General features: G+C 62.8%; 14 protein-coding genes. 5 read left to right on the top strand and 9 right to left on the bottom strand.

All coding sequences use genetic code 11. The features are described 5' to 3' along the window. Positions 1 to 14 precede the first annotated feature (14 nt). The 5 genes from O9H32_RS22705 to O9H32_RS22685 all read left to right on the top strand — a co-directional run bounded on the left by O9H32_RS22705 (position 15) and on the right by O9H32_RS22685 (position 5,057). Positions 15 to 971, top strand: a complete 957-nt coding sequence (locus O9H32_RS22705) for an ABC transporter permease (RefSeq protein ID WP_269868405.1) — start codon at positions 15 to 17, stop codon at positions 969 to 971. Between the two features lie 18 nt (positions 972 to 989). Continuing rightward, entirely contained in the window at positions 990 to 1,934 is a 945-nt protein-coding gene (gene opp4C / locus O9H32_RS22700) for an oligopeptide ABC transporter permease (RefSeq protein ID WP_269868404.1), read from the top strand. An 8-nt stretch (positions 1,935 to 1,942) separates the two neighbouring features. Then, positions 1,943 to 2,974, top strand: a complete 1,032-nt coding sequence (locus tag O9H32_RS22695) for an ABC transporter ATP-binding protein (RefSeq protein ID WP_269868403.1) — start codon at positions 1,943 to 1,945, stop codon at positions 2,972 to 2,974. Then, positions 2,971 to 3,978, top strand: a complete 1,008-nt coding sequence (locus tag O9H32_RS22690; protein ID WP_269868402.1) for an ABC transporter ATP-binding protein — start codon at positions 2,971 to 2,973, stop codon at positions 3,976 to 3,978. The genes O9H32_RS22695 and O9H32_RS22690 overlap by 4 nt, the downstream gene beginning before the upstream one ends. A 146-nt stretch (positions 3,979 to 4,124) precedes the next feature. Beyond that, on the top strand, positions 4,125 to 5,057 hold the full coding sequence (locus O9H32_RS22685) for an ArsR/SmtB family transcription factor (protein WP_269868401.1): 933 nt from the start codon (positions 4,125 to 4,127) through the stop codon (positions 5,055 to 5,057). Positions 5,058 to 5,385: 328 nt separating this feature from the next. Here the strand turns inward: O9H32_RS22685 and O9H32_RS22680 are convergent, their stop codons facing one another. The 9 genes from O9H32_RS22680 to O9H32_RS22640 form a co-directional block, all read right to left on the bottom strand. Continuing rightward, the gene (locus O9H32_RS22680; protein ID WP_406627366.1) at positions 5,386 to 9,495 is read right to left on the bottom strand and encodes a CBM96 family carbohydrate-binding protein; all 4,110 of its coding nucleotides are present in this window, start codon (positions 9,493 to 9,495) and stop codon (positions 5,386 to 5,388) included. 262 nt (positions 9,496 to 9,757) lie between these two features. After that, positions 9,758 to 11,407, bottom strand: a complete 1,650-nt coding sequence (locus O9H32_RS22675) for an extracellular solute-binding protein (protein ID WP_269868400.1) — start codon at positions 11,405 to 11,407, stop codon at positions 9,758 to 9,760. Between the two features lie 39 nt (positions 11,408 to 11,446). Continuing rightward, positions 11,447 to 12,322 (bottom strand): carbohydrate ABC transporter permease, encoded by an 876-nt coding sequence (locus tag O9H32_RS22670; protein WP_269868399.1) that lies wholly within the window; start codon positions 12,320 to 12,322, stop codon positions 11,447 to 11,449. A gap of 16 nt (positions 12,323 to 12,338) precedes the next feature. Next, on the bottom strand, positions 12,339 to 13,310 hold the full coding sequence (locus tag O9H32_RS22665; protein ID WP_269868398.1) for an ABC transporter permease: 972 nt from the start codon (positions 13,308 to 13,310) through the stop codon (positions 12,339 to 12,341). A 264-nt stretch (positions 13,311 to 13,574) separates the two neighbouring features. Next, positions 13,575 to 17,126: a sugar-binding protein gene (locus tag O9H32_RS22660; RefSeq protein WP_269868397.1), complete on the bottom strand. Its 3,552-nt coding sequence runs from the start codon at positions 17,124 to 17,126 to the stop codon at positions 13,575 to 13,577. Between the two features lie 334 nt (positions 17,127 to 17,460). Continuing rightward, entirely contained in the window at positions 17,461 to 18,996 is a 1,536-nt protein-coding gene (locus O9H32_RS22655) for a response regulator transcription factor (protein WP_269868396.1), read from the bottom strand. Positions 18,997 to 19,043: 47 nt separating this feature from the next. Further along, positions 19,044 to 20,816 carry a cache domain-containing sensor histidine kinase gene (locus O9H32_RS22650; protein ID WP_269868395.1) on the bottom strand — a complete coding sequence of 591 codons (1,773 nt, stop codon included), beginning with the start codon at positions 20,814 to 20,816 and terminating at the stop codon, positions 19,044 to 19,046. 238 nt (positions 20,817 to 21,054) lie between these two features. Next, complete coding sequence (locus tag O9H32_RS22645; protein WP_269868394.1) at positions 21,055 to 21,228, bottom strand: hypothetical protein; 174 nt, start codon at positions 21,226 to 21,228, stop codon at positions 21,055 to 21,057. A gap of 40 nt (positions 21,229 to 21,268) precedes the next feature. Then, positions 21,269 to 21,787: a hypothetical protein gene (locus O9H32_RS22640; protein ID WP_269868393.1), complete on the bottom strand. Its 519-nt coding sequence runs from the start codon at positions 21,785 to 21,787 to the stop codon at positions 21,269 to 21,271.

Here is a 21,787-nt window from a genome sequence, read left to right as displayed (position 1 = left end):
GCCCGAGACACCGCATGAAATCCTACGTGCTCAACCGGTTGTTCTATATCGTGCTTACGCTGCTCGGCGCATCGCTGCTGATCTTCGCCTTGTATGCCATGACGCCAGGCGACTTCGTCGATTCCAATCCGAAGCTGACCGAGGCGCGCAAGCTCGAGCTGAAGGCCTTGTACGGCCTCGACAAGCCGGTCGCCGAACGTTACGCCGCCTGGCTGGGCCAGGCGCTGAAGGGCGATCTCGGCTTCTCGCTGCAGCACCAGAAGCCGGTCACGTCGCTGATCTTCCACTTCATCGGCAATTCGTTCCTGATCGCCTTCGCTTCCCTCGCGCTGACCTGGGCAGCGGCCATCGCGGTGGGCCTGTTCTCGGCGGTCCGGCAGCATTCCTGGTTCGATGCGCTCATTACGCTGTCCGTCTTCGGGGCCATGTCGCTGCCGGCTTTCTTCGTCGGCCTGCTCGCGATCAAGATCTTCGCCGTGGACCTCGGCTGGCTTCCGCCCGGCGGCATGATCACCACCGGAAGCCGCAGCGAGGGGCTGGCCTATGCGCTGGAGGTGGCGGACCATATGTTCCTCCCCGTCGTCGTCCTCGCCCTGCTCAGTATCGGCTCGCTCACGCGCTACTTCCGTACGAATCTGCTTGAGGTGATCCGCCAGGACTTCGTGCGGACCGCCCGGGCCAAGGGGCTGAAGGAGCGCACCGTCCTGTGCAAGCATGCGCTGCGCGCCGCACTCCTGCCCGCGATCACCTTGATGGGCTTCGAGATTCCCGCCCTCTTCGGGGGCGCCATCATCACGGAGAAAGTATTCAATTGGCCCGGGATCGGGTCGGTGTATATGCAGGCCTTTGCGGTGAGGGACTATCCCGTCCTCATGGGCTTCACGATGTTCATCGCCGCGCTTACCGTGCTCAGCAATCTGATCGCGGATCTGCTGTACCGTCTGGCCGACCCGCGCATCCGGCTCAAGTAGGAAGGAGGAGGAACACCCATGGCACTGCTCTCGCATACCGCCAAGAAACCATCGGACCTCGGCACAGCGGAGATCCAGCCCGCCGCCCCGGCCGCTTCCTTGTGGAGACAATCGCTGCGCCAGCTGCGGAGCAACCGCATGGCGATGCTCGGCCTCGGCTTCCTGGTCTTCATCATGCTCTTCTGCCTCCTCGGCCCGCTCTTCTCGCCATACAGCTCCGGGCTCGTCAACACGGGGCTGATCAAGGCCCCGCCGGGCGCACGGCACTGGCTGGGGACCGACCAGCTCGGCCGCGATATCCTGACCCGCCTCATGCAGGCGGGCCGCATCTCGATCACCGTGGGGCTCGCTTCCATGGCCCTGTCCGTCGTCATCGGGGCCGCGCTCGGCATCGCTGCAGGCTACTACCGGGGTTGGGTGGACCAGCTCGTGATGCGCACGGCCGACGTACTCATGACCATCCCCGAGCTGCCTCTGCTCTTCATCATGGCCGCCGTGCTCTCGGAGCTGAAGGTGCCTGCCGACTACCGGCTCTACATCGTGATGATGCTGCTCAGCCTCGTGGGCTGGCCGGGACTTGCCCGCATGGTGCGCAGCGAGATACTCAGCCTCCGCGAACGGCCGTTCATGCAGGCCGCCGAGGCGCTGGGCCTGCGCGACCGCCGCAAGCTCGTGAAGCACCTGCTGCCTAACATCATGCCGCTGCTTCTCGTCGCGGCTACGCTGCGCGTCGGCGGCGCCATCATCGGCGAATCGACGCTGAGCTACTTCGGCCTCGGCGTCGTGCCGCCCACGCCCTCATGGGGCAACATGATCGATGCGGCCAACTCGCTGATCGACTTCCAGCGCCGCCCCTGGCTCTGGGTTCCGCCGGGGCTTGCGATCTTCGCAACCGTCATCTCCATCAATCTGCTCGGCGACGGCCTCCGGGATGCGATGGATCCCAAACGAAAAAGAAGGTGAACCGGATTATGACAACAACAAAGCAGGCACTTACGCAGTCTCCGGCGGCGGAGACCCCGTCCCCGCTGCTCGACATCCGTCACCTGCAGACGCACTTCCGGACGGAAGAAGGCGTCGTGAAGGCCGTGAACGACGTGAGCCTCACGATCCGCGAAGGCGAGACGGTGTGCATCGTCGGGGAATCCGGCTGCGGGAAGAGCGTGACCGCCCTCTCCATTCTTCAGCTGGTGCCGGAGCCCTACGGCCGCATCGTCGGCGGCGAGATCCGGTACGGCGGAGCGGACCTGCTGCAAGCCGGGCCGAAGGACATCCGGCGGATCCGCGGCAATGAGATCGCGATGATCTTCCAGGAGCCGATGACCTCGCTCCATCCGGTCCTGACCATCGGCGAGCAGCTCACCGAGCCGATCCTGGTGCACCGTCCGCTCTCCCGCAAGGCGGCCCGGCTCGAGGCGCTGGATCTCATCCGGCTGGTCGGCATCTCCCGCCCGGAAGCGGTCTACGCCAGCTACCCGCACGAGCTCAGCGGAGGCATGCTGCAGCGGATCATGATCGCGATGGCGCTCTCCTGCCATCCGCGCCTGCTCATCGCCGACGAGCCGACGACCGCGCTCGACGTCACCATCCAGGCGCAGATTCTGGATCTGCTGCGGCGCATCAAGGAAGAGCGGGGCACCTCCATCCTGCTCATCACCCATGACCTCGGCGTCGTCGCCGAAATGGCCGACCGCGTCGTCGTCATGTACGGCGGCAAAGTCGTAGAGCAGGCGCCGGTGCTCGAGCTGTTCCGGCATCCGCAGCATCCATACACCCGCGGCCTGCTCCAGGCCAAGCCCGTGCTGCATCAGCGCACCGAGCGGCTCTATACGATACCCGGGCAGGTGCCCAGCCTCGCCGGGCTCGGGGACTTCTGCTATTTCAGCGACCGCTGCCCGCAGGCGATGGAGGTATGCCGCAGCCTCCAGCCCCAGCTGCGGAGGCGCGCGGACGGCCATGAGACGGCCTGCTGGCTGTACGATCAGGAGGTGGATGCCAGGTGACCACTTCCCTGCCCGCACATCATCCCTCCAGCCTTGCCCCTTCCGGCAGCCTGCTTGAAGTCCGGGATCTCAAGACCTACTTTCCGGTAACCGGCGGCTTGCTCGGCCGGACCGTGGGGCACGTCAAGGCGGTGGACGGCCTCTCGTTCACCCTGCGCCGGGGAGAGGCCTTCGGGCTCGTCGGCGAATCGGGCAGCGGCAAGAGCACGGCGGGCCGCACGATCCTCCGCCTGACGGAGAAGACGGCAGGCGACGTCCTGTTCCAGGGAAGAGACCTCTACGCCCTGCCGAAGGAGGAGCTGCGCCGTCTGCGTACGGAGATGCAGATGATCTTCCAGGATCCCTACAGCTCCCTCAGCCCCCGGCTGCGGGTCGGCGAGGCGATCGGGGAGGCGCTGCTCCAACACGGCCGGGCGACCCGGCACGATGTACGCGGCCAGGTCGCCGAGGTCATGGAGCTCTGCGGCTTGTCCGCCGGCCAGATGGACCGGTATCCGCACGAATTCTCCGGGGGGCAGCGGCAGCGGATCGGCATTGCCCGGGCCGTAGCCCTCCAGCCCCAGTTCCTCGTGGCCGACGAGCCCGTCTCCGCGCTCGATGTCTCCATCCAGGCGCAGATCATCAACTTGTTCAGCGACCTGAGGGAGAGCCGGAACCTCACATACCTGTTCATCTCGCACGACCTCAGCGTCGTGGAGCATCTGTGCGACCGGGTCGGCGTCATGTATCTCGGCTCTCTCGTCGAGCTGGCGCCCCGGGATGAACTGTTCTCCCGGCCGCTGCATCCTTATACCCGCGCGCTGCTCTCCGCGGTGCCGGTGCCGGACCCTGCGGTGCGCAGGGAGCGCATCGTGCTCAGCGGCGACATTCCGAGTCCCGCCGACCCGCCCTCCGGCTGCAAGTTCCACACCCGCTGCCCTTACGTCATGCCCCGGTGCAGGGAGGAAGTGCCGGCTTACCGCCAAGTGGGAGACGAACGGTTCGTCGCCTGCCATTATGCCTGAAGTGCAGGGGGACATCGGGGCATGACCGACCCTCGCAGGGGGCCCACAGTTCCTTGGGGCCGCCAATTGAAGGGCAGGCCCTTTCCTGCTAGACTTGACCTAAGAACCCGGCCCGGCCCATGGGCCCCGCAGAAAGGACAGCGCTCATGAGCTCTTCGATCCATGTCACGTTCGCCCCCGCCTATGAGCTGATCAACAGCCTGCACACCTATCTGTGCCGGATATGGCACAAGCGGATCGACCTCGGCTCCGACTGGGCCGCCGGCGTCCGGGATCGGCTCACGCCTGGCCTGCGTTCCGTCCTCGATGCCTCGGACATTCGTCCCGAGTGGCGGTTCGCCTATCTCTTCGTCCACCTCTGTCCCCATCCGGGCGAACCCGAGGCCTTCCTGGACTGGCTGGAGGGGCTCTCGCCGGGGGGCATGTACGAGCTGCTCGCCCCCTGCCTCCCCGCCGTTCCCGGCGACCTGGCGGAACTGCGCGAGTGGCTGCTTGGGCTGCTGCGGCCCTGGAACGAGCAGTACTTCTCCTCGCTCGACCCTCGCATCGTAACGGGACTGCAGCAGACAGCGGACAGGCATCTGCGCCTCATCGGCACGAAGCCGCCCGAGGAGCTCGCCGAGGAGTGGACGGACGGCCTTCGCTTCGAGGTGACCGACGGGCCGCGCAAGCTCGTGCTCACTCCGCAGTACCACTTCCAGCCTGGCAACGTGTTCTACCAATACGGCAGCGGCCTCCTGCTCTGCCAGTATCCGGCCGATCTCCACGGGATAGAAGCGGAAGACGGCCCTTCCCCTCCGCTGCACCGCACGCTGCGCAGCCTCAGCGAGAAGAGCCGCCTGCGCATCCTCCGCTACGTCAGCGGCGGGCCGCGCAGCTTCACGGACATTCTGCGCCACCTCGGCCTGTCCAAGGGGATCACGCACGAGCACATCTCCAACCTGCGCTGTGCCGGTCTGCTGCGGGCCCACGTGGTCGGCGAGACCGTAACGGTATTCAGCCTGCGTGCCTCCGCCGTCGGCCGGCTGCAGGAGCAGCTGCTGGCCTATGTGGACCCGCCCGAACAACGGAGGGGCTAGCTGGCAGGTGCGGAGCCGCAGGCCGGGGCTTGTGCAGAATACCGGTACGCTTCTGCTTGAGCTTCCCGCCCGCGAAGCCGGATACGATTGGCGATTCGGCAGCCGGCCAAGCCTGGCTTGATGCCGCCGGCGGACAGCGCCCCGTATCGCTTGATCCAGACGCGAATCCCCTCTATTCACAACCAAAACGGACAGCCCGCCCAAGGCGAAGCTGTCCGTTTTGGCGATCCTTCCTCTTGCTGCCTTGCCAGTCCTCCATCAGCAAACTTATTGGCGAGCGGGCAGGTCCCATCGTTGCTGACGCGCTGCCCGCCGCCCGATCCCAAGCCTACGGCTTCACCAGCGTCGCCCGGCCCCAGTTGCTGCGCTCGGTGGAGTTCGTGTTGGTGCCGTTCCACATCCACTGGCGCAAGCGCTTCTCCCCGTCTTCGCTGTCGTCGAAGCCGAAGTCGAACCGGAACTCCAGACCGTCCGCGGGCTGCATATTGACGGTTTCCCAAGGGATCGCCGCTTCTATGACATAGCCGCCGCTCCTTGCTTTGACGGCCATGGTGACCGCCTTCTGCCGGTTCGTGTTGAACCAGTACCAGAACGGCTGCCCGTCCGCGGCCGGCTGGGCGCTCATGATGAGCTGCCGGTCGTTGAAGAGCGGATCGCCAGGTGTCGTGAGATCGCCGGGGCCGAAGAACATCTCCACCCCGTCACCCCGCCACACGTTCATGTCGGTGAAGTTGTTGCGCATCGGCGTCGGGTCGGTGATCGATGCGCTCACGTACAGGTTCGCGTTATCCCATGCAAGATAGTATTCGCCCGACATGCCGGCCCCGTTATCGCCGCCGACACGCTGCGCTTCGCCGAGGACGTACTTCGTCGTACCGGCCGGGAAGCCGTTCACTTCACCGTCGATCGGTACGGGTGCGGTCGTATACGGAATGCTCATGGTGTTGTTCCCCGGCTGCCGCGGAGCGTCGCCGAAGTCGTACCGGAACGGCTCCTTTTGGCCGAGCACGACGCTGTAGATATCATGGTTCGTGGCCATAACGCCCTGCAGGAACGTCTTGTAGGGCCGATCCGCCACGTTCACAAGCCCGAAGTTGTAATGCTCGCCGTCCGCCCCCTCGGCCCACCGGCCCGCAGCCGCCTGGTCGAGATAGGTGAACCAGTGCGCCCCGACGACATACCCGAGCGAAGCGGCGCCTTCCACATAGGCACGGTAGCGCAGCTGCCGCTCGTTCTGGTCGGCCACGAGAAGCGGGGAGCCGAGTCCCTGCTCCATCGTACCGAAGCCGTTCTCCGTCAGAAGAAGCGGTTTGCCTCCGGCCTTGGCATGCACTTCACTCAGCATGGTCACGTTAAGATTCTTCGCATAGTGGTTCATCGAGATGACGTCCATGTGACGCCCCGCCGCTTCCGCCATGAAGCCGCGCAGCTTCGTATTGTTCATCGGGATGGTCAGCCAGCGGTCCCCGAGCAGCAGATGGTTCGCATCATACTTGCGGAATACTTTGGCAACCGTGCCATAGTACGTATCGAGATACAGCTTCACGAAGTCATCGATATCATACTGTGCCTGCTGTGAATCGATATAGAGCACGGCATCGTTCAATTCGGCGAAGCCGGTGTACGAGGCATTCCAGGCGGTATTAAAGGCCTCGATGGTCCCGTATTTCTCCTGCAGCATCTGCACGAGCCTCCGCTTGGCTGCCACCGTACTGCCCTTCAGCTTCGGAACTTCCGGAGCGATCTTCTGGTAGTGGTTCTCATTGCCTAGGAAATAACCGACGATCAGCGGGTTGTTCTTATTGGGCGTAAGCATCGGGCCCAAGGCCGCCTCGAGCTTCGCTTCCGCCCCGTCCGCGAAGATATCGAAGATCTTCACCCCTTCGATCTTCGCCCACTCCAGGTTCCCGAGCGGCAGGAACGGGAAGTAAGGCACCTGGAACTGCTCCGAGAGCGGTGTCGGGGACCAGCCTCCCGCACTATTGAAGCCCCACTTCTTCATCCGGTTCCAGCTCTTCTCATAGAATGCTTCCGAAGTGTAAGGCGTGCCGTGCTTCTTGATATAGTTCGCAAGATAGTAAGAGAAGTAGTCTTTGGTACCCATAAAGGCCGACTTGTACTCCTCACCGGCGTAGTCCGGCAGCCACTCGAATATTTCCTCGCGGCCGGTCACATCCGTGTACGTGTCATTCGGAGAGATGCCGTTGATGCCTACGCTGAAGAAGGCGGTGCCAAGCGGCGTGACGAGAATTTGGCGGCCGTCCGCAGCCGTCTGCACATTGTAGAATCCTTTGGCCTGCAGGCCGTACGCTTCCTTGCTGCCGACGAGACCGCCGTACGCATCCCAGTTCGGGGCCTGGATTCCGCCGTAGTAAGAGTTATCGGCCGCCACATCGCCGGCAAGCTCGTTATCCGTCTTCACTTTGCCGGGAAAATCCACCGCAGTCATCTGGCCGTACTTATCGACCATCCAATCGGCCTTGGACCGGTACACGTAGGAACGCGATGCGCTCGCTTCCAGCCCTTCCTTTATTGCGAACGTGTGGAGCGTCGTCGAATCCTGGATGCTGATCGCTCCCGTATAGGGCCGCGCTTCCGTCTCCGCGTTCAGCTTGTAGAAGATCTGAGCTCCGGCGGTCGGGGTCGACAGAGCAACGGAGAGCGGCTGGCCGACAACCGTTCCGTGATCGGGCACGGCCAAGACCGACATCACATTCTTGTTCAGAATGATCTTGCCCACCTGGGGCGTCCAGGACTTGACATCCCCCTTTACCTCAATCTTGAGATATCGGGTCCCGGCAGGCAGCCCGCGTCCCTCATAGACGAACATCTGCCAATTCGAGACTGCCGCCCCGCTCTTGTACGGCTGCACCGCTACTTCCGTGAACGAGGTTCCGTTCGGCGAAGCATAGATCTTCAGCGGATCGACCGCCACGCCCATAAAAAAGTAACTGTGGACCGCAAACGACCGGATATCGTACGCCGTCTTATAAGTGAGCGACCCGACAGCCGTCGTCGAGCGTGTCGCCCGCTTCGGATCGCCGCCGAGATACTGGGCATCCGCCCCCTCGGTCCGCATATTCGTCCGGGCCGAGACATTCGCGAACGTGTCGAGCGGATCCACGAGCCCCCCCTCTACAGGCGGCTCCTCCCCGGGCCCCGGGCCCGCAGTACCCTGCACGAGCAGCAGATACGGCGCGTTCAGGCCCGCCTCCTTCGAATGCACGTAGGCGGCTCCATCCGTGGTATTCACGATGCCGATGCTCGCCGTAGTCTTCCCCTGGGCCTTCTGTCCCTTGAGATACCCCGTCACATCGATCGACATCCAACCGGGCGGTTCGTACGGCCACACCGCTCCCCCGATCTCGGCTCCTGCCGGGGCGGGCGTAGGCAGCGGCTTCGTGCCGAAGGTCATCGTGCCTTCCGCCCAGCCGTTATCGACGCCGTACAGCTTCAGCCGGGCTGGCGCCTGGGAGGAATCATACGTCTGTCCGTACAGATTCAGGTATACCTTCTGCGTCTCCCCGTTCACCTGCGCCAGGTTGAACTTCAGGTACGCTTCACGGTTCTTCAGCGCTTTCATGAACAGCTCTGGCTCGGCTCCGCGGTTCACCGCCGGGGAGGCGGCATCCACATATACGTCCTCGGTTACCGGAACGATGCGGTCCTGTGCCCCTTTGACGATATAGCGCAGCGTATTCACCGCACTGGCCGAAGCCGGATTAGCGCCGAACTGCGAGTATGCTTTCAACCATACGATTCCGTTCAGCCCGACCGGTTCTGTATACAGCTTCTTGGCAGGCGATGTCCTCGGATCGCTGCCGTCCGTCGTGTAATATACCGCCGCGCCCGGCGAAGCCAAGAGCGTCAGCTTGGTTCCCGCCGGTACTTGGCCCGCAGGAATTCCCGGCACGACGACGGACGGACCGTTCAACACCACTCTGCCGATCAAGGGCGAGCGGACGATGAGTCCCCCGGTGTATTCGATCTTGAAATAAACGCTTCCCGCCGGCAGTCCTTCCAGTTCGTAGATGATCAGCGGCTGGTACCCGCCGAGCTCAATCTGCTTCGGCGCCACCTTGGTAAAGTCAGTCCCATTCGGGGACACATAGAACAGCGGATGGTCGTAAGGCTGCCCCTGCGGATGATAATATCCGTAGACCGCAAAGGAACGCAGAGGCTCCGCCGTCTTGTAAGTGATGAACTCCTTGTAAGCCGCGCTGCGCTTCACCCGGGTCGGGTCGAATCCCCCGGTGGCGGCGTTCTCCAGCATCAGCGAAGGTGAATGCTCATGCGTCAAATTCCAATTCTGGAATTCGTCGTTTAAGACGGAATCGGCAGGGTCCGCAGCCCGTACCCCCGGCAGCGGGGTCCAACCGAAGGTGGACAATAACAGTGACCACAGGCACAACATCAACAAACCTCTTCGAAGATTCATCGCGTTCCCTCCATATCATGTGAAGTGGAAACCGCCAGAATCGAGTGCTGTTTGTCTGTCTGTTGCTCCGCAGCTGGTATGGAAGCCTCCGCCCGGCACACGGCCGGACGGACTGCCCCGTTTGTATACGCGTCTCTACGCCAGTAATAGATGACATCGGTAGTGGATAGGATTAGGAGGTTCGTAGTAGAACTAGGCGGCGGGGTTGGGGTGGAGGTGAACCAAGCCCCCGCTGTCGGCGGGGGCGCTGAGGCTCGGCTTCTTATTTGAGGTTATGCTGCTTTTTCATGATGTCATAGATGTCTTTGGCCAAAAAGGCTTTATCGCGGTCTGTCTCATACCAGTTCAGGAACCAGTCCTCGACTTTCTTGCCGTTCCCTTTGTTCCAGGTATCCTGCGCATCCTTCATGGCCTGCTCAGGGGTATACTCTTTGCCGCCGAGCACCGCTTTCACCCAGATATCGTCGATCGGCTTCACCAGGTTGGCGGAGACCGCTTCCACGTCCTTCGGCAGCTGCGGCATATGCTCGGGGTGCGTCAGCTCCACATAGGGCTTGGCGGGATCCAGATAGACCGCCAGCGCCTTCTGGTAGAGCTCGAAGCCTTCCTTCTGCAGGGGAAGCTCCGTGTTGAAGGAGGACGCGGTTTTGCCGCACTTCTCATCGAGAATACCCGAGGAGAGCATCTGGTAATCCGCCGTCCAGTTCACTTCATTCTTCGATTTCTCCGGATCGACCGTCACCGGGCAGCCCGTCGGGCCGAGCTTCCAGTGCTCGTTCTCGATGCCGTATTTGAGGGTCTTCGCCGTCTCCGGCTTCACGAGGAAATCGACGTACTTCATCACCGCCTCCGGGTGTTTGGCCGCCCGGTTGACGAAGGCCGTCGCCTGCACGGGATTCGTGAACGCCGGGTTGAATTCGCCCGCCGGGCTCTTCGGATAGGCGATCGGAGCCAGCTTGGCGTCCGGGACATTCTTCTTCAGGCCCGCCAGCTCGCTGTTCGTGAAGCTCGGCCAGTTGATCTGAAGCGGGTAGATCCCGATCTTCCCGTTGATGAAGTCCTGCTTCGCCTTGGCCCCGTTCTTGTCATTGAGATAGTCGCGGTCGACGATCCCCTCTTCGAACAGGCGCTTCTTGAACTCGGCCATCTGGCGGAAGTTCTCCCAGTTGCGGACGACCTTGCCGTCCTTCACGACCCAGCGCGTCGCCTGAAAGATCTGGTCGACGACATAACCCGACTGGAAGGAGATCGCCATGCCGTACGTGTCCTTCTTGCCGTTGCCGTCGGGGTCGTTCTCCGCGAACGCCTTAGCCACCCGGTACAGGTCCTCGGTGGTCTTCGGCGCCTGCAGATTCAGCTTCTGCAGCCAATCTTCGCGGATGAGAAGCGCATGAATCGGCACTACCTCGGAGAGACGGCCGAACTCGTAGAGCTTGCCGTCGGACTTCGTCCCGACCTTGCGCAGCGACGGATTGTCCGCGAGCAGCTTCTTGTATTCTATGCTGTGCTTCTCGATTAGGTCATCGATCGGCAGCATTTGCTTCTGGTCGTAGATCGGATTCTTGATATGGGGCGCATATTCGAAGATAAGATCCGGCGCGCTCGCCGAGGAGAAGAGCACGTTGAGCTTCTCCTGCGACTCCCATCTCGGCACCGCCACGAACTTCACGTTCGCCGGCCCCTTCTCGTTGATCCACTTCGTCCAGCGGTTGCTCTCCACGGTCCCCTCCGCCTTCGGCACGGCGCCTTTGTCGTAGATGGTTACGGAGATATCCTGCTTCACCGGCGGCTTCGTGGGATCATCAGCCGCCGGCTCCGTAGGCTGGCTGCTATCCGAGCAGGCCGCCATTAGCAGACCCATGGACAAGGAGGCGATCAAGGAGCTTACAACCCATTTACCGATACGTTTCACTTGCACAGCACCCTCTCTCTTCGATTCGAAAGGCCCGGTTTACCCCTTGATCGACCCCAGCATGACGCCTTTGACGAAGTATTTCTGCAGGAAGGGATACACGATCATCATCGGGATAATCAAGACCATCACACCCGCCGCCTTGATTCCCTCCGGCGTCAGGCTGCCGGCATCCTCCGGCTGGACGGACACGAGTTCCTGCAGCAGCGACTGCTTGCGGATCATCTGCTGCACGAGTACGGTCAGATTATACTTGTCGGTTTCGTTAATGTAAATGAGCACGCTTAGAAAGGAATTCCAGAACCCTACGCCGTAAAACAGCGTCAAGGTAGCGAGGGCGGGCATGGACAGCGGCAGCATGATCCCGATCAGCAGGCGCCATTCGCCGCAGCCGTCGATCCGTGCGGCATCCTCGAGTTCATCCGGTATGTTCTCGAAGAAGGTGCGCAGCACAAGCATATTGTACGTATTCACCAGGGCAGGCAGCCACAGGGCGCCGTAGTTGTTGATCAGCCCCAGTTCTTTGATCACGAGATACGTCGGAATCGTGCCGCCGGCGAACAGCATCGTGAACACCGCCGCGAGCAGAAACCACCGCCGGCCGAAGAAATAGCGCCTCGACAGCGGATACGCCGTAAGAATCGTGCAGATCATGGACAGGACCACGCCGACGAACGTAATGATCAGCGAGTTGCCGAAGGCCTCCACGATCCGGGTACCCTCCCACAGCGTGACGTACGATTCCAGCGTCCAGCCGACAGGCCATAAGGACACGTATCCCGACATGACCGCATGCGAATCGCTGAGCGACAAGGCCGCGAGGTGCACGATCGGCAGCAGGCATGTCAGCGCGACGGCGAAGAGAAGAAGATAATTGACGGTGTAGAATACTTTTTCGGACAAGGTGGATTTCATCGGCTCTGCCCCCTTTCTACCAAAGCCCTTGGTTGAACCGCCGTGCAATCGCGTTGGCGCTCACGACCAGGATGAAGCCGACCAGGCTGTCGAACAGTCCCATCGCGGTCGTCAGGCTGAACTGCCCGCGCTGGATACCGAAGGTGTAAATATACGTGGAGATAACCCCCGAGACGCTCGACACGGCTTCATTCTGGAGCACCCAGATCTGGTCGAAGCCGACTTCCATAATCTTGCCGACCCCGAGGATCAGCAGGAGAATCACGGTAGACGAGATGCCCGGCAGCGTGATGTGCCAGATCTGGCGCACCTTGCCGGCCCCGTCCATCGCCGCGGATTCATACAGGTGCGGATCGATCGTCGTCAGCGCCGCCAGGTAGATGATGGCCGAGAAGCCCATCTCCTTCCAGATGCCCGAGCCGATGAAGACCGCGATCCAGGATGCGGGTTCATACAGGAACGGATACGGTTCTCCCGACAGATTCGCGATCCAGCGGTTGATCGAGCCGGACTCCAGCGAGAAGAGGGAGAGCACGATGCCCCCGACGATGACCCAGGACAGAAAATGCGGCAGATACACCAAGGTCTGCACGATCCGCTTGAACCACATGCGCCGCGCCTCGTTCAGCAGGATCGCCAGTACGATCGGCACGGGAAAGCCCACCGCCAGAGACAATAAGCTCAGCAGCAGCGTATTACGGATGATGTTCAAGGTCTGCGCCTGGTTGAACAGCATCTCGAAGTTCGCCCAGCCCACCCAGGGGCTGCCGAACACACCGTCCGCGAAGTTGTAATCCTTGAACGCGATGACAAGGCCGCCCATCGGGACGTATTTGAAGATCAGATAGAACAGGATTCCGGGCACGAACATGAGCAGCAGCGGGCCGTTCTGCCTCCACTGTCTGCGCCGGCGCAGGCGCTCGCCGGAGAGGCCCGGCCGTTCTTCGGCGCTCAGGCTGCCGAGTCTGGATGTTGGTGCGGTTTTCATACCATCCCTCCTTCCGGGCGGCCATCTCGCTAACGGTGAAGAGGCTCCCAGTCGTTTCCTACACTCTTATCATACCTGTTATCCGTAAGCGCTTCCTTGAATTTCTAGCCATAATTCTTGACTATTTGGAGCAAGGCGAAGTGAGCGGAGAGAAGGATGCGGGTACAAGCCCCGCTATCCCTTCAGGCCTGCACTCCGGGAGCAGACCAGCGGGTATGGCCCTGGCAGGCGGATAGGGGTCCCGCCCGCCAGGGCCGTCGGCAGCTAGGGCAGCGTCAGCACGGAGCCCCGCAGCTGAACATTCAGCTGCCGGTACAGCGGCTCGGCGGACGTGTCCCTGCCCTTCCACACATAGAGCGATACCCGGTTCCTCTCCTGGAGGAGCAGCCGGACCGTGTACGTCTGCCCGCCCCGCACCGCCGTGCCCTGGAGGTAAGCCCGGTCACCCGCGGTCACGAGCCAGTCGAACGCCGTCACGGACAGCTCCGCCCCACCGGGCTCTCCGGCGACACGCAGCGCCCCGGCGACGCCGCCCTTGGCGTCATAGGCGGCGAGCCCGGTCACGAGCAGCAGACCCGCAGGCCGGCCCAGGAACGTGCCTCCGGGCAGCGTGCCGTTCACCGCTGCGCTGTGGCCCTTCACAGGCGCTGCGACGGCCACGGTGCTGCGGGCGGGCTCCGGCGCAGCATAGAAGGGGCCCGCGGACAGCTCCGCCCGCACCTCGTACAGCCCCGGCGGCAGCGCCGCTTCCGCCGCAGCCCGGCCGTCCGGGCCGGTGGCGTATACGCTGTCCGTGACGCCGGACAGCTCCTGCAGCGTGCCGTCCGGCCGGACTTCGTATACGGTGAAGCGTACAGGCAGGCCCTCCAGCGGCCCGGGGCTGCCGTCGTCCTGCTGCTTCACCTGGGCCGACAGCCTGACGGGACCGGCCCCCTTCACGTAAGTGTCGCCCGTATACTGCACGGCGGCCGCCTCCGGCTGGACGGCAAGCCCGCCTTCTCCCGCCGACGGGCGGAGATACCTGCCCTCGGCCGGGGTATAGACCGCCTTCACCGGCAGCGGACCGCCGGACGCCGGTACCCCGGAGCCGATGCGGTAAGAGAGCGCTGACCGGCCCTGCGCATCGGTCGCAGCCGTGCCGGCGGGTTCCCCGCCGACCTCGAAGCGGACCTCGGCTTCTCCGACCGGCTGGCCGGAACGATCCATCAGCTTCGCCTCCAGCCGCGCTTCGTCGCTGTACTGCCCGGAGACCGGGGACAGCTCCAGCGTCGTCGAGCCGTACACGGCGAACGATACCGTCTTCGCCGCCTTCACGCCCGCCGTGTTCTCCGCCTCCACGGTCAGCTCGTGGCGGCCTGGAGTTATCACCGGCGTACCGTCCGTCCATGGGGCGCCGTCCAGCGTCACCGTCCGGCTCTTCACCCCGGACGCGTCGTCCACCCGGACCTCCGGCAGCGCCTCGTCGGTATAATCGCCGCCTTCCTCCACGCCGGAGACCGCGATGACCGGCGCCGTCCGCTTCACCAGCGTCGCCTGTCCCCAGTGCCCGCGGTTCGTGCTGTTCGCGGAGGTGCCGTTCCAGGCCCACTGGCGCTTGCGGCTGTTCCCGTCTTCGCTGTCGTCGAAGCCGAAGTCAAAGAGGAACCGCTCGCCGTTCTGCCCCTGCAGATTAATGCTGTCCCAGGCCAGCGCCGCTTCGAGCACATACCCGCCGCCCTCCGGCAGGAGCTGTACGGCCATCTCCACGGGCCTCTGCCGGTTCGTATTGAACCAATACCCGAACGGCTGTCCGTTGTTCAGCCCGGCGCTGGCGATGAGCTGCCGGTCGAGGAACAGGGGATCGCCCGGCGTCGTCAAGTCCTGCGGGCCGACGAACAGCTCCACCCCGTCGCCTTTCCATACGTTGATGTTCGGATTGTTGTTCTTCATCGGCGTCGGGTCTTGGATCACGGCCGTTACATACAGGTGCCCTTCATCCCAGGCCCAGTAGTACTCTCCCCGCATCCCTTCGCCCCCGGTGCCATTCACGAGCTGGGCCGGCCCGAGCGTGACCTTCGCCGTCTCGGCTGGGAATCCGTTCAGCTGCCCGTCGATCGGGATGGGCGCTTCGGTGTAGGGGATCTCCAGCCTGCTGCTGCCCGGCTGCCTCGGCGCATCGCCGAACTCGTGCTTGAACGGTTCCCTTCCCCCGAGCACCACCGGGTAGATGTCCTTGTTCGTCGCCATCACCCCTTCAAGGAAGCGCTTGTAGGGACGGTCAGCCACGTTCAGCAGCCCGAAGTTGTAGCGCTCTCCGGTCGTGCCCTCCGCCCAGCGGCCGGTAGCCGCCTGGTCGAGGTAGGCGAACCAGTGGGCGCCGACGATATAACCGAGCGAGGCGGCCCCTTCCACGTACGTGCGGTAGCGAAGCTGCCGCTCGTTCTGGTCGGCGACCAGCAGCGGTGCGCCGAGCCCCTGCTCGTTCGTGCCGTACCCGTTCTCGGTGAGCATGATCGGCCGGCCGCCGGAAGCCTGGTAGACGTGGGCCAGCATCACCTTGTCGAGATTTTTGGCATAGTGGTTGATCGAGATGACATCCATATACCGGCCGGCCGCTTCCGCCATGAAGCCGCGCACCTTGGCGTTGTTCGTGGGCAGCGTCAGCCACCGGTCCCCCAGCAGCAGGTGGTTCGTGTCGTACTTATGGAATACGCGGGCCACCGTGCCGTAGAAGGTATCGAGATACAGCTTCACGAAGTCGTCGACATCGTACTGCGCCTGCTGCGAATCGATGTACAGCGGAGCGTCGTTCAGTTCCTCGAAGCTTCCGTAGGACCCGTTCCAGGCGGTGTTGAACGAAGCGATATCGCCGTACTTGTCCCTGAGCATCCCCACCAGCCTGCGTTTGGAAGCGACCTCGCTGCCCTTCAGCTTCGGCAGATCGGAAGCCAGCTTGTGGTAGTAGCTCTCGTTGCCGAGAAAGTAACCGATGATGTACGGGTTGTCCTTGTTCTTCGTCAGAAGAGGTTCGAACGCCGCTTCAAGCTTCGCTTCCGCCCCCTCGACGAAGATATCGAAGAACTTCAGGCCGTTCACCTTGGCCCACGCCATCTCGCCGAGCGGCAGGAAAGGCACATGCGGCACGCCGGCTTCCTGCGACAGATTGACCGGCGTCCAGCCCGCTGCGGTATTGAAGCCCCATTTGCGCACCCGCTCCATACCTTCCGTGTACAGGCTCCGGGAGGTATAAGGCTGGCCGGTCTTGCGGATCCGGTTGGCGAGGTAGTAGGAGAAGTTGTCTTTGGAGGTCAGGAAGGCAGACTTGTACTGGCTCTCGTAAGGCGGAATCCATTCGTAGATCCCTTCGCGTCCCGTCACCACCGTATACGTATCTGTCGGGGCAATCCCGTTCACCCCCAGGCTGAAGAACACATTGCCCTCCGGGGTCGCCATCACCTTGCGGCCGGCCGCCTCCTGGATGCTGTAGAAACCCTTGGCCACGAGGCCGTACTGTTCCCGGCTTCCCTTCAGCCCGCCGTACGAGTCCCAGTCCGGTGCCTGCAGGCTTCCGTAATATGCCGCATCGGCCTCCATATCAGCCTGCAGCTGTCCCTCATCCGTCACCTTCTCGGGGAAGCTCGCGGAGACCCACTGCCCGAAGCGGTCCACCTGCACGGCGGTGGCAAATCCTGAACCAACCCCATTTGTAACCGCTTCCAATTGTTCGGTCCCGATAGCGCTTTGTCCCGCTGCAGCCCCCGCTCCTGCCGCTGTCCCTGCTGCCGTGAACAGAAGCGCTCCCACACATCCTCCACTGAGCCATCTACGAACGTTCACCGATACCCCTCCTTATGGCTGGCTTATCGCTTCCCTTCGCATGCCCCGCTCCTTTCCCGCCCTGCGGATTAAGCCGGATCGTTTCTTGCCGCGCACCGGCTTCGGCATCTCCTAGTGTAGAGCCTCCCGCCCCCCGGTTCCTTGAATATCTAGCCATAATTCTGTAATTTGCCGCGTTTGCGATGCGCGGGATTCCGTCTATAGCAAAAAGAAGCCTGCAAACCCTGCGGCTTCGTTAGAGGTCCATACTTATGCTTTCCTCGAGTCTCCCCGGCACACGGCGGGCTTCTCCGCTCCTTCTGATCGCGCCGCCGTCCGTCCGTGCCTCCTCCCCTTATCCACGCTGCTGCTTACGGAATTCTGTCGGGGAGATTTTCTGGGTCGTACGAAATACGTTCGTAAAGTAATTCGGATCGTCGTAGCCTATGGCGGCAGCCACTTCGAAGATCTTCATCTCGGTGTTGCTGAGGAGAAGCTTCGCTTTCTCCATCCGCACCCGCGTGACGTAGTTCGTGAACGTGTCCCCGGTCTCCCGCTTGAACAGCTTGGAGAAGTAGGTTCCGCTCAGGTGGAACTTCTCGGCGATCTCCGCGAGCGAGCACGGCTCCATGTAGTTCTCGTCGACATAAGCCATCATCTTCGTCACCATGTTCTTGTTCTTGTCCGCCTGCCATGCGGAGAACTGGCCCAGGAACCGTTCGGCCTGGCTTCGCGCGAAGCCTACGATGCCTTCCGTATCCGCCAGCGCCGGCAGCGACTCGACGCCGGCCGCCGCATCGAAGCGCGCCCCCTCGCCCCCGAAGAGGCGGGACACCGTCCGCCCCAGGGCCATGACGAACGACAGCGTCTCGATCCGGGCATCCTCCGGCAGCATGGAAGGCAGCCGGCCGAGCATCGTCTCGATTTCTTCCTTCACCTGCCCCATCTGCCCCAGCACGATCCGGGTCTCGAGCTCCGTCTGCATCTCCCGGATGCGCGTCACATTCGCGGCAGGCAGCCGGGGAGCGGCCGGTTCGGCGGCCGTACGCGGGCGCATCTCCTCGAGCCGCCGGTATTGGCCGCTCCAGCCTTCGGGCGGACCGGCGGGGCCGCAGCGGCACACCGTGACCGGCAGGCCCAGGTACGCGGCGGCCGCTTCCCGGATCTGCTCCTGCAGACGCAGGGCGGCTTCTTCCGCCACTGCCGCTGTGAAGAGAGCCAAGCTGTCGTGCCGGACCGACACGAGCCTGCCCTGGTACGGCGCACACTCCGCAAGCTCCGCAACGATATTGAACAGGGCGAACTGCAGCAGACCGAGATCCTCGGGCCGGTAAGACTTGCCCGGCGGCGAGTAGGTCTCCACCCGCAGAAGCCAAAGCTCTTGGACCCCGTAAGCGTCCCGGATCCGCAGGACGAGCCGGTCGTCGCAGGGCAGCCCCAGCAGAAGCGAGCGCAGCACATGCTCTTCCAGGGCGCGGCGGTCCGCCGCCTGCCGGTCCGCACGAAGGCGGTTGTCCCGGAAGTGGCTGTAGGCCCGGCGCAGCACTTCGATCAAGGTCTGCTCATTGCATGGCTTGAGCAGAAAGTCGATCGCTCCGAACTTCAGCGCCGCCTGCGCATACTTGAAATCCTCATAGCCGGTCAGGACAATGAGCGCCGTCTCCGGATGGTGCGTATGCACATATTCCGCCAGTTCGAGCCCATCCATATGCGGCATCCGGATGTCCGTCAGTATCAGGTGCGGCTGCAGTTCGGCGATACGCCGGACCGCTTCCCGTCCGTCCTCGGCTTCGCCGGCCACCCGCCATCCGAGCGGGTGCTCCCCGATCATCTTGGCGATGCCCTGGCGGAAGATCGCTTGGTCGTCAACAATAAGCAGCTTTCCGATCATACGCATTCCTCCCAGCTCTTGCCCTTCCTCCCGGCACCCCTGCCGGCTCAGCCGGCATCCGGCCGGACGCCCGCGTCTGCCTGCACCTTCATGGGCAGACGCACCCTGACGCGTGTCCCGTGCCCGGGCGTGCTCTCGATGCCGAGGCCGTACGGCTCCCCGTACACCAGGTCGATGCGCCGCAGCACATTACGGATGCCGATCGACGGACGCACGCCCTCTTCCACCGATACCGGACGGAGAAGGCGGGCCAGCTCCGTCTCTTCCATCCCCGATCCGTTGTCGGTAATATCCACGAGGAGCATCCCCTCCTCGGCATACGCACGGATGGACAGCCGTTTGTCTTCCGGCCCGCTGCGGAAGGCGTGCACGAACACGTTCTCGACCAGCGGCTGCAGCAGCAGACGGGGCACCGCACACGCCTGCACCGCTTCCTCGGCTTCGACCGCCGCTTCGAACCGGTTCTCGACGAATGCCTTCTGGATATCGAGGTAATTCCCGATCTGCCGCAGTTCCTCCCGGAGCACCGTATCGGTGTCCGCCCGCTCCAGCGAATAGCGCAGCAGCCCTGACAGGGCGGAGACGAGCTCCGCGGATTCCCGATCGTCCTTCACGTAGAGCTTCCAATACAGGCCGTTCAAGGTATTGTACAAAAAATGCGGGTTGAGCTGCGCCTGGATTGCCTTCAGCTCCGCCTCCCGCTCGCTCAGCTGCCGCACGTATACTTCGTCGATCAGCGACCGCACATTCGCCGCCATCGTGTTGAAGCTCTCCCCGATGAAGGCGAGCTCGTCATGGCTGCGGGGCCGGATCCGCACATCGAAGTTCCCCTCCCGCATCACCCGCATCGCCTTCACGAGCTCCTTGAGCGGCCGGGTCAGCCGCCCGCTGAGCAGTACGATGAGCAGACCGCCGAGCACGATGGAGACCAGGGCCGACACCAGCGACATGTTCAGCGTTACGCGGCTCTTGTCCTGCAGGGAAGCGAGAGAGACCCGGCTGACCAGCGTCCAGTCGTACGTAGCCGAAGAATGCACCGCATAGAGATACCTCTCGCCTCCCTCTTTGCGGATTCGCTGCCCTCCCTGCAGCTCGGAGAGGGGAGGCTCGGCACCTGAGGTCACTTGGAGGTAGAGCAGACGGTCCTGCGCATCGTAGAGATAGATGCCTCCCCGGTCGCCCCGGGAGAGCTCCTGCAGCGGGCTGCCGAGCAGCGATTCGTCGAGCACCATGACGAGCAGGCCGTAGGTGCCGAGAGCCTTGTTGCGGAGCCAGCGCGCCGCAATCACCGCATCCGAATAGCCGGCCCGCTCCACATAGCTCGGGACGCGCACCCGGGTCCATACGAGCTCTCCGCTGGATGCTTCCGCACGCGACTTGATCTGCTGGAACACCTCCGGATCGAGATTCCCGAGCGTCTCCTTCATGTGGCCGAAGTAATAGTTGTGCCCTTCCAGATCATAGAGGTACAAGGAATCGATAAAAGGGGCATCGAGCTTCACCTGCCGCAGCAGATCCTCCAGCCGGTTGTGGGCTTCGTATGCCCTGATATCCGCCCCATCCCGGTTCTGCATCAGTTCCGTAACCGCTTTCTCAATCAAGTTGTTGAACACGATATAATTGGAGATGCGGTACATCTCCCCGATCCGCAGCTCGAGATGGGACAGCGCTCCCTCGACCGTTTTTTCGTACTGCTTGCCGACCTCCTCCTCGAACAGCCGCAGCTGGGACGTATAAGACAAATAACCCGACAGTCCGCACGATAAAAAAATAATGACCGAGAGGCCTGCAATCAACTTCAACTGGAAACTGAGCTTCATGCGGCGCCCCCCTTGTTTTACGCGAACATCCCGGTCCACCGAATGGGGTTCAGGCACTGCGTCCGTACCCGTCCCCGATTCTCTCTACTTCATCTTATTCCAGAAATAAGCAATAAATCCTTCCGGTTCTTTCCTGTTTTTGGGCAAAAAAAGCCACGGACCGCTGTCCGTGGCTCAGATGGTTTGAAAGCTTCCCGTCCTGGAATCCGCTGGATTCCTCTATTGTCTGTCTGTCATTCTACGACTCGATGATCTCGTCGAGCTCCGAGTCTTCGCGGTTCGCTGCCGCGAGCACCTCTTGATCGACTTCGCTTGCGCCTTGAATCTCGGCGGCGGCCTGCGCCTGGTTGTTCAATTGGTCTTCCGTCTGGCCGATGCCGTGGGCACCTTGATGGTTTCTGCTGCTTGCCATGGGGTCTCCCTCCTTGTTCCACTATTTTGCAACCCTTCTACTATGTACCGGATGAGGCCGGTTTATGCCCGCTCATGTCCCCTGTCCCCGCTCCCGCCGTATCGTCCGTCTCTCCTACGGTAAGCGCATGATGCTTCCACATCAGCTCGGCAACCCTCCGGCACTCCTCCCGGCTGCAGCGCACGACGACAGTCACCTCGGGCAGCGTGCCGGGCCGGGAGGGGGACCGCTTGCCGGCGACTGCGCTCCTCCGGCGGTAGACGGCCTGGCCGGCGGCGAAGCCCGCTGCCGCGCTCAGCACTCCCCAGATGATGGGTCCTCCGTCCAATACAAAACCGGCGCTGATGCCGACGACACTCGCTCCCGTGGCACAGGCCATACCGATCTCGAATGCTTTGGCGGCCAAATCCGAGGTCTCCCCTGCGTACTGGAACGTCTCCCCGGGGGAGACCGCCATGGGCACCGCCAGAATCGATTCTCTGGGGATGCCCGCATATTCGAGGAGGGAGAGCGCCTGCTCCAGTTCCACCCGGTGTTCGAATGTGCCGATGACCAGCAC

The sequence above is a fragment of the Paenibacillus caseinilyticus genome (assembly GCF_027533645.1).
Lineage (GTDB): Bacteria > Bacillota > Bacilli > Paenibacillales > NBRC-103111 > Paenibacillus_G > Paenibacillus_G caseinilyticus.
The sequence above is the reverse complement of the archived record's forward strand: the minus strand, read 5'-3'. Positions and strand labels throughout refer to the sequence as shown.

Coding starts and splice junctions, on each gene's coding strand:
- O9H32_RS22685 (WP_269868401.1), top strand. CDS start 4,125: ATGAGCTCTTCGATCCATGTCACGTTCGCCCCCGCCTATGAGCTGATC.
- O9H32_RS22650 (WP_269868395.1), bottom strand. CDS start 20,816: ATGAAGCTCAGTTTCCAGTTGAAGTTGATTGCAGGCCTCTCGGTCATT.
- O9H32_RS22695 (WP_269868403.1), top strand. CDS start 1,943: ATGACAACAACAAAGCAGGCACTTACGCAGTCTCCGGCGGCGGAGACC.
- O9H32_RS22705 (WP_269868405.1), top strand. CDS start 15: ATGAAATCCTACGTGCTCAACCGGTTGTTCTATATCGTGCTTACGCTG.
- opp4C (WP_269868404.1), top strand. CDS start 990: ATGGCACTGCTCTCGCATACCGCCAAGAAACCATCGGACCTCGGCACA.
- O9H32_RS22680 (WP_406627366.1), bottom strand. CDS start 9,495: ATGAATCTTCGAAGAGGTTTGTTGATGTTGTGCCTGTGGTCACTGTTA.
- O9H32_RS22645 (WP_269868394.1), bottom strand. CDS start 21,228: ATGGCAAGCAGCAGAAACCATCAAGGTGCCCACGGCATCGGCCAGACG.
- O9H32_RS22655 (WP_269868396.1), bottom strand. CDS start 18,996: ATGATCGGAAAGCTGCTTATTGTTGACGACCAAGCGATCTTCCGCCAG.
- O9H32_RS22665 (WP_269868398.1), bottom strand. CDS start 13,310: ATGAAAACCGCACCAACATCCAGACTCGGCAGCCTGAGCGCCGAAGAA.
- O9H32_RS22670 (WP_269868399.1), bottom strand. CDS start 12,322: ATGAAATCCACCTTGTCCGAAAAAGTATTCTACACCGTCAATTATCTT.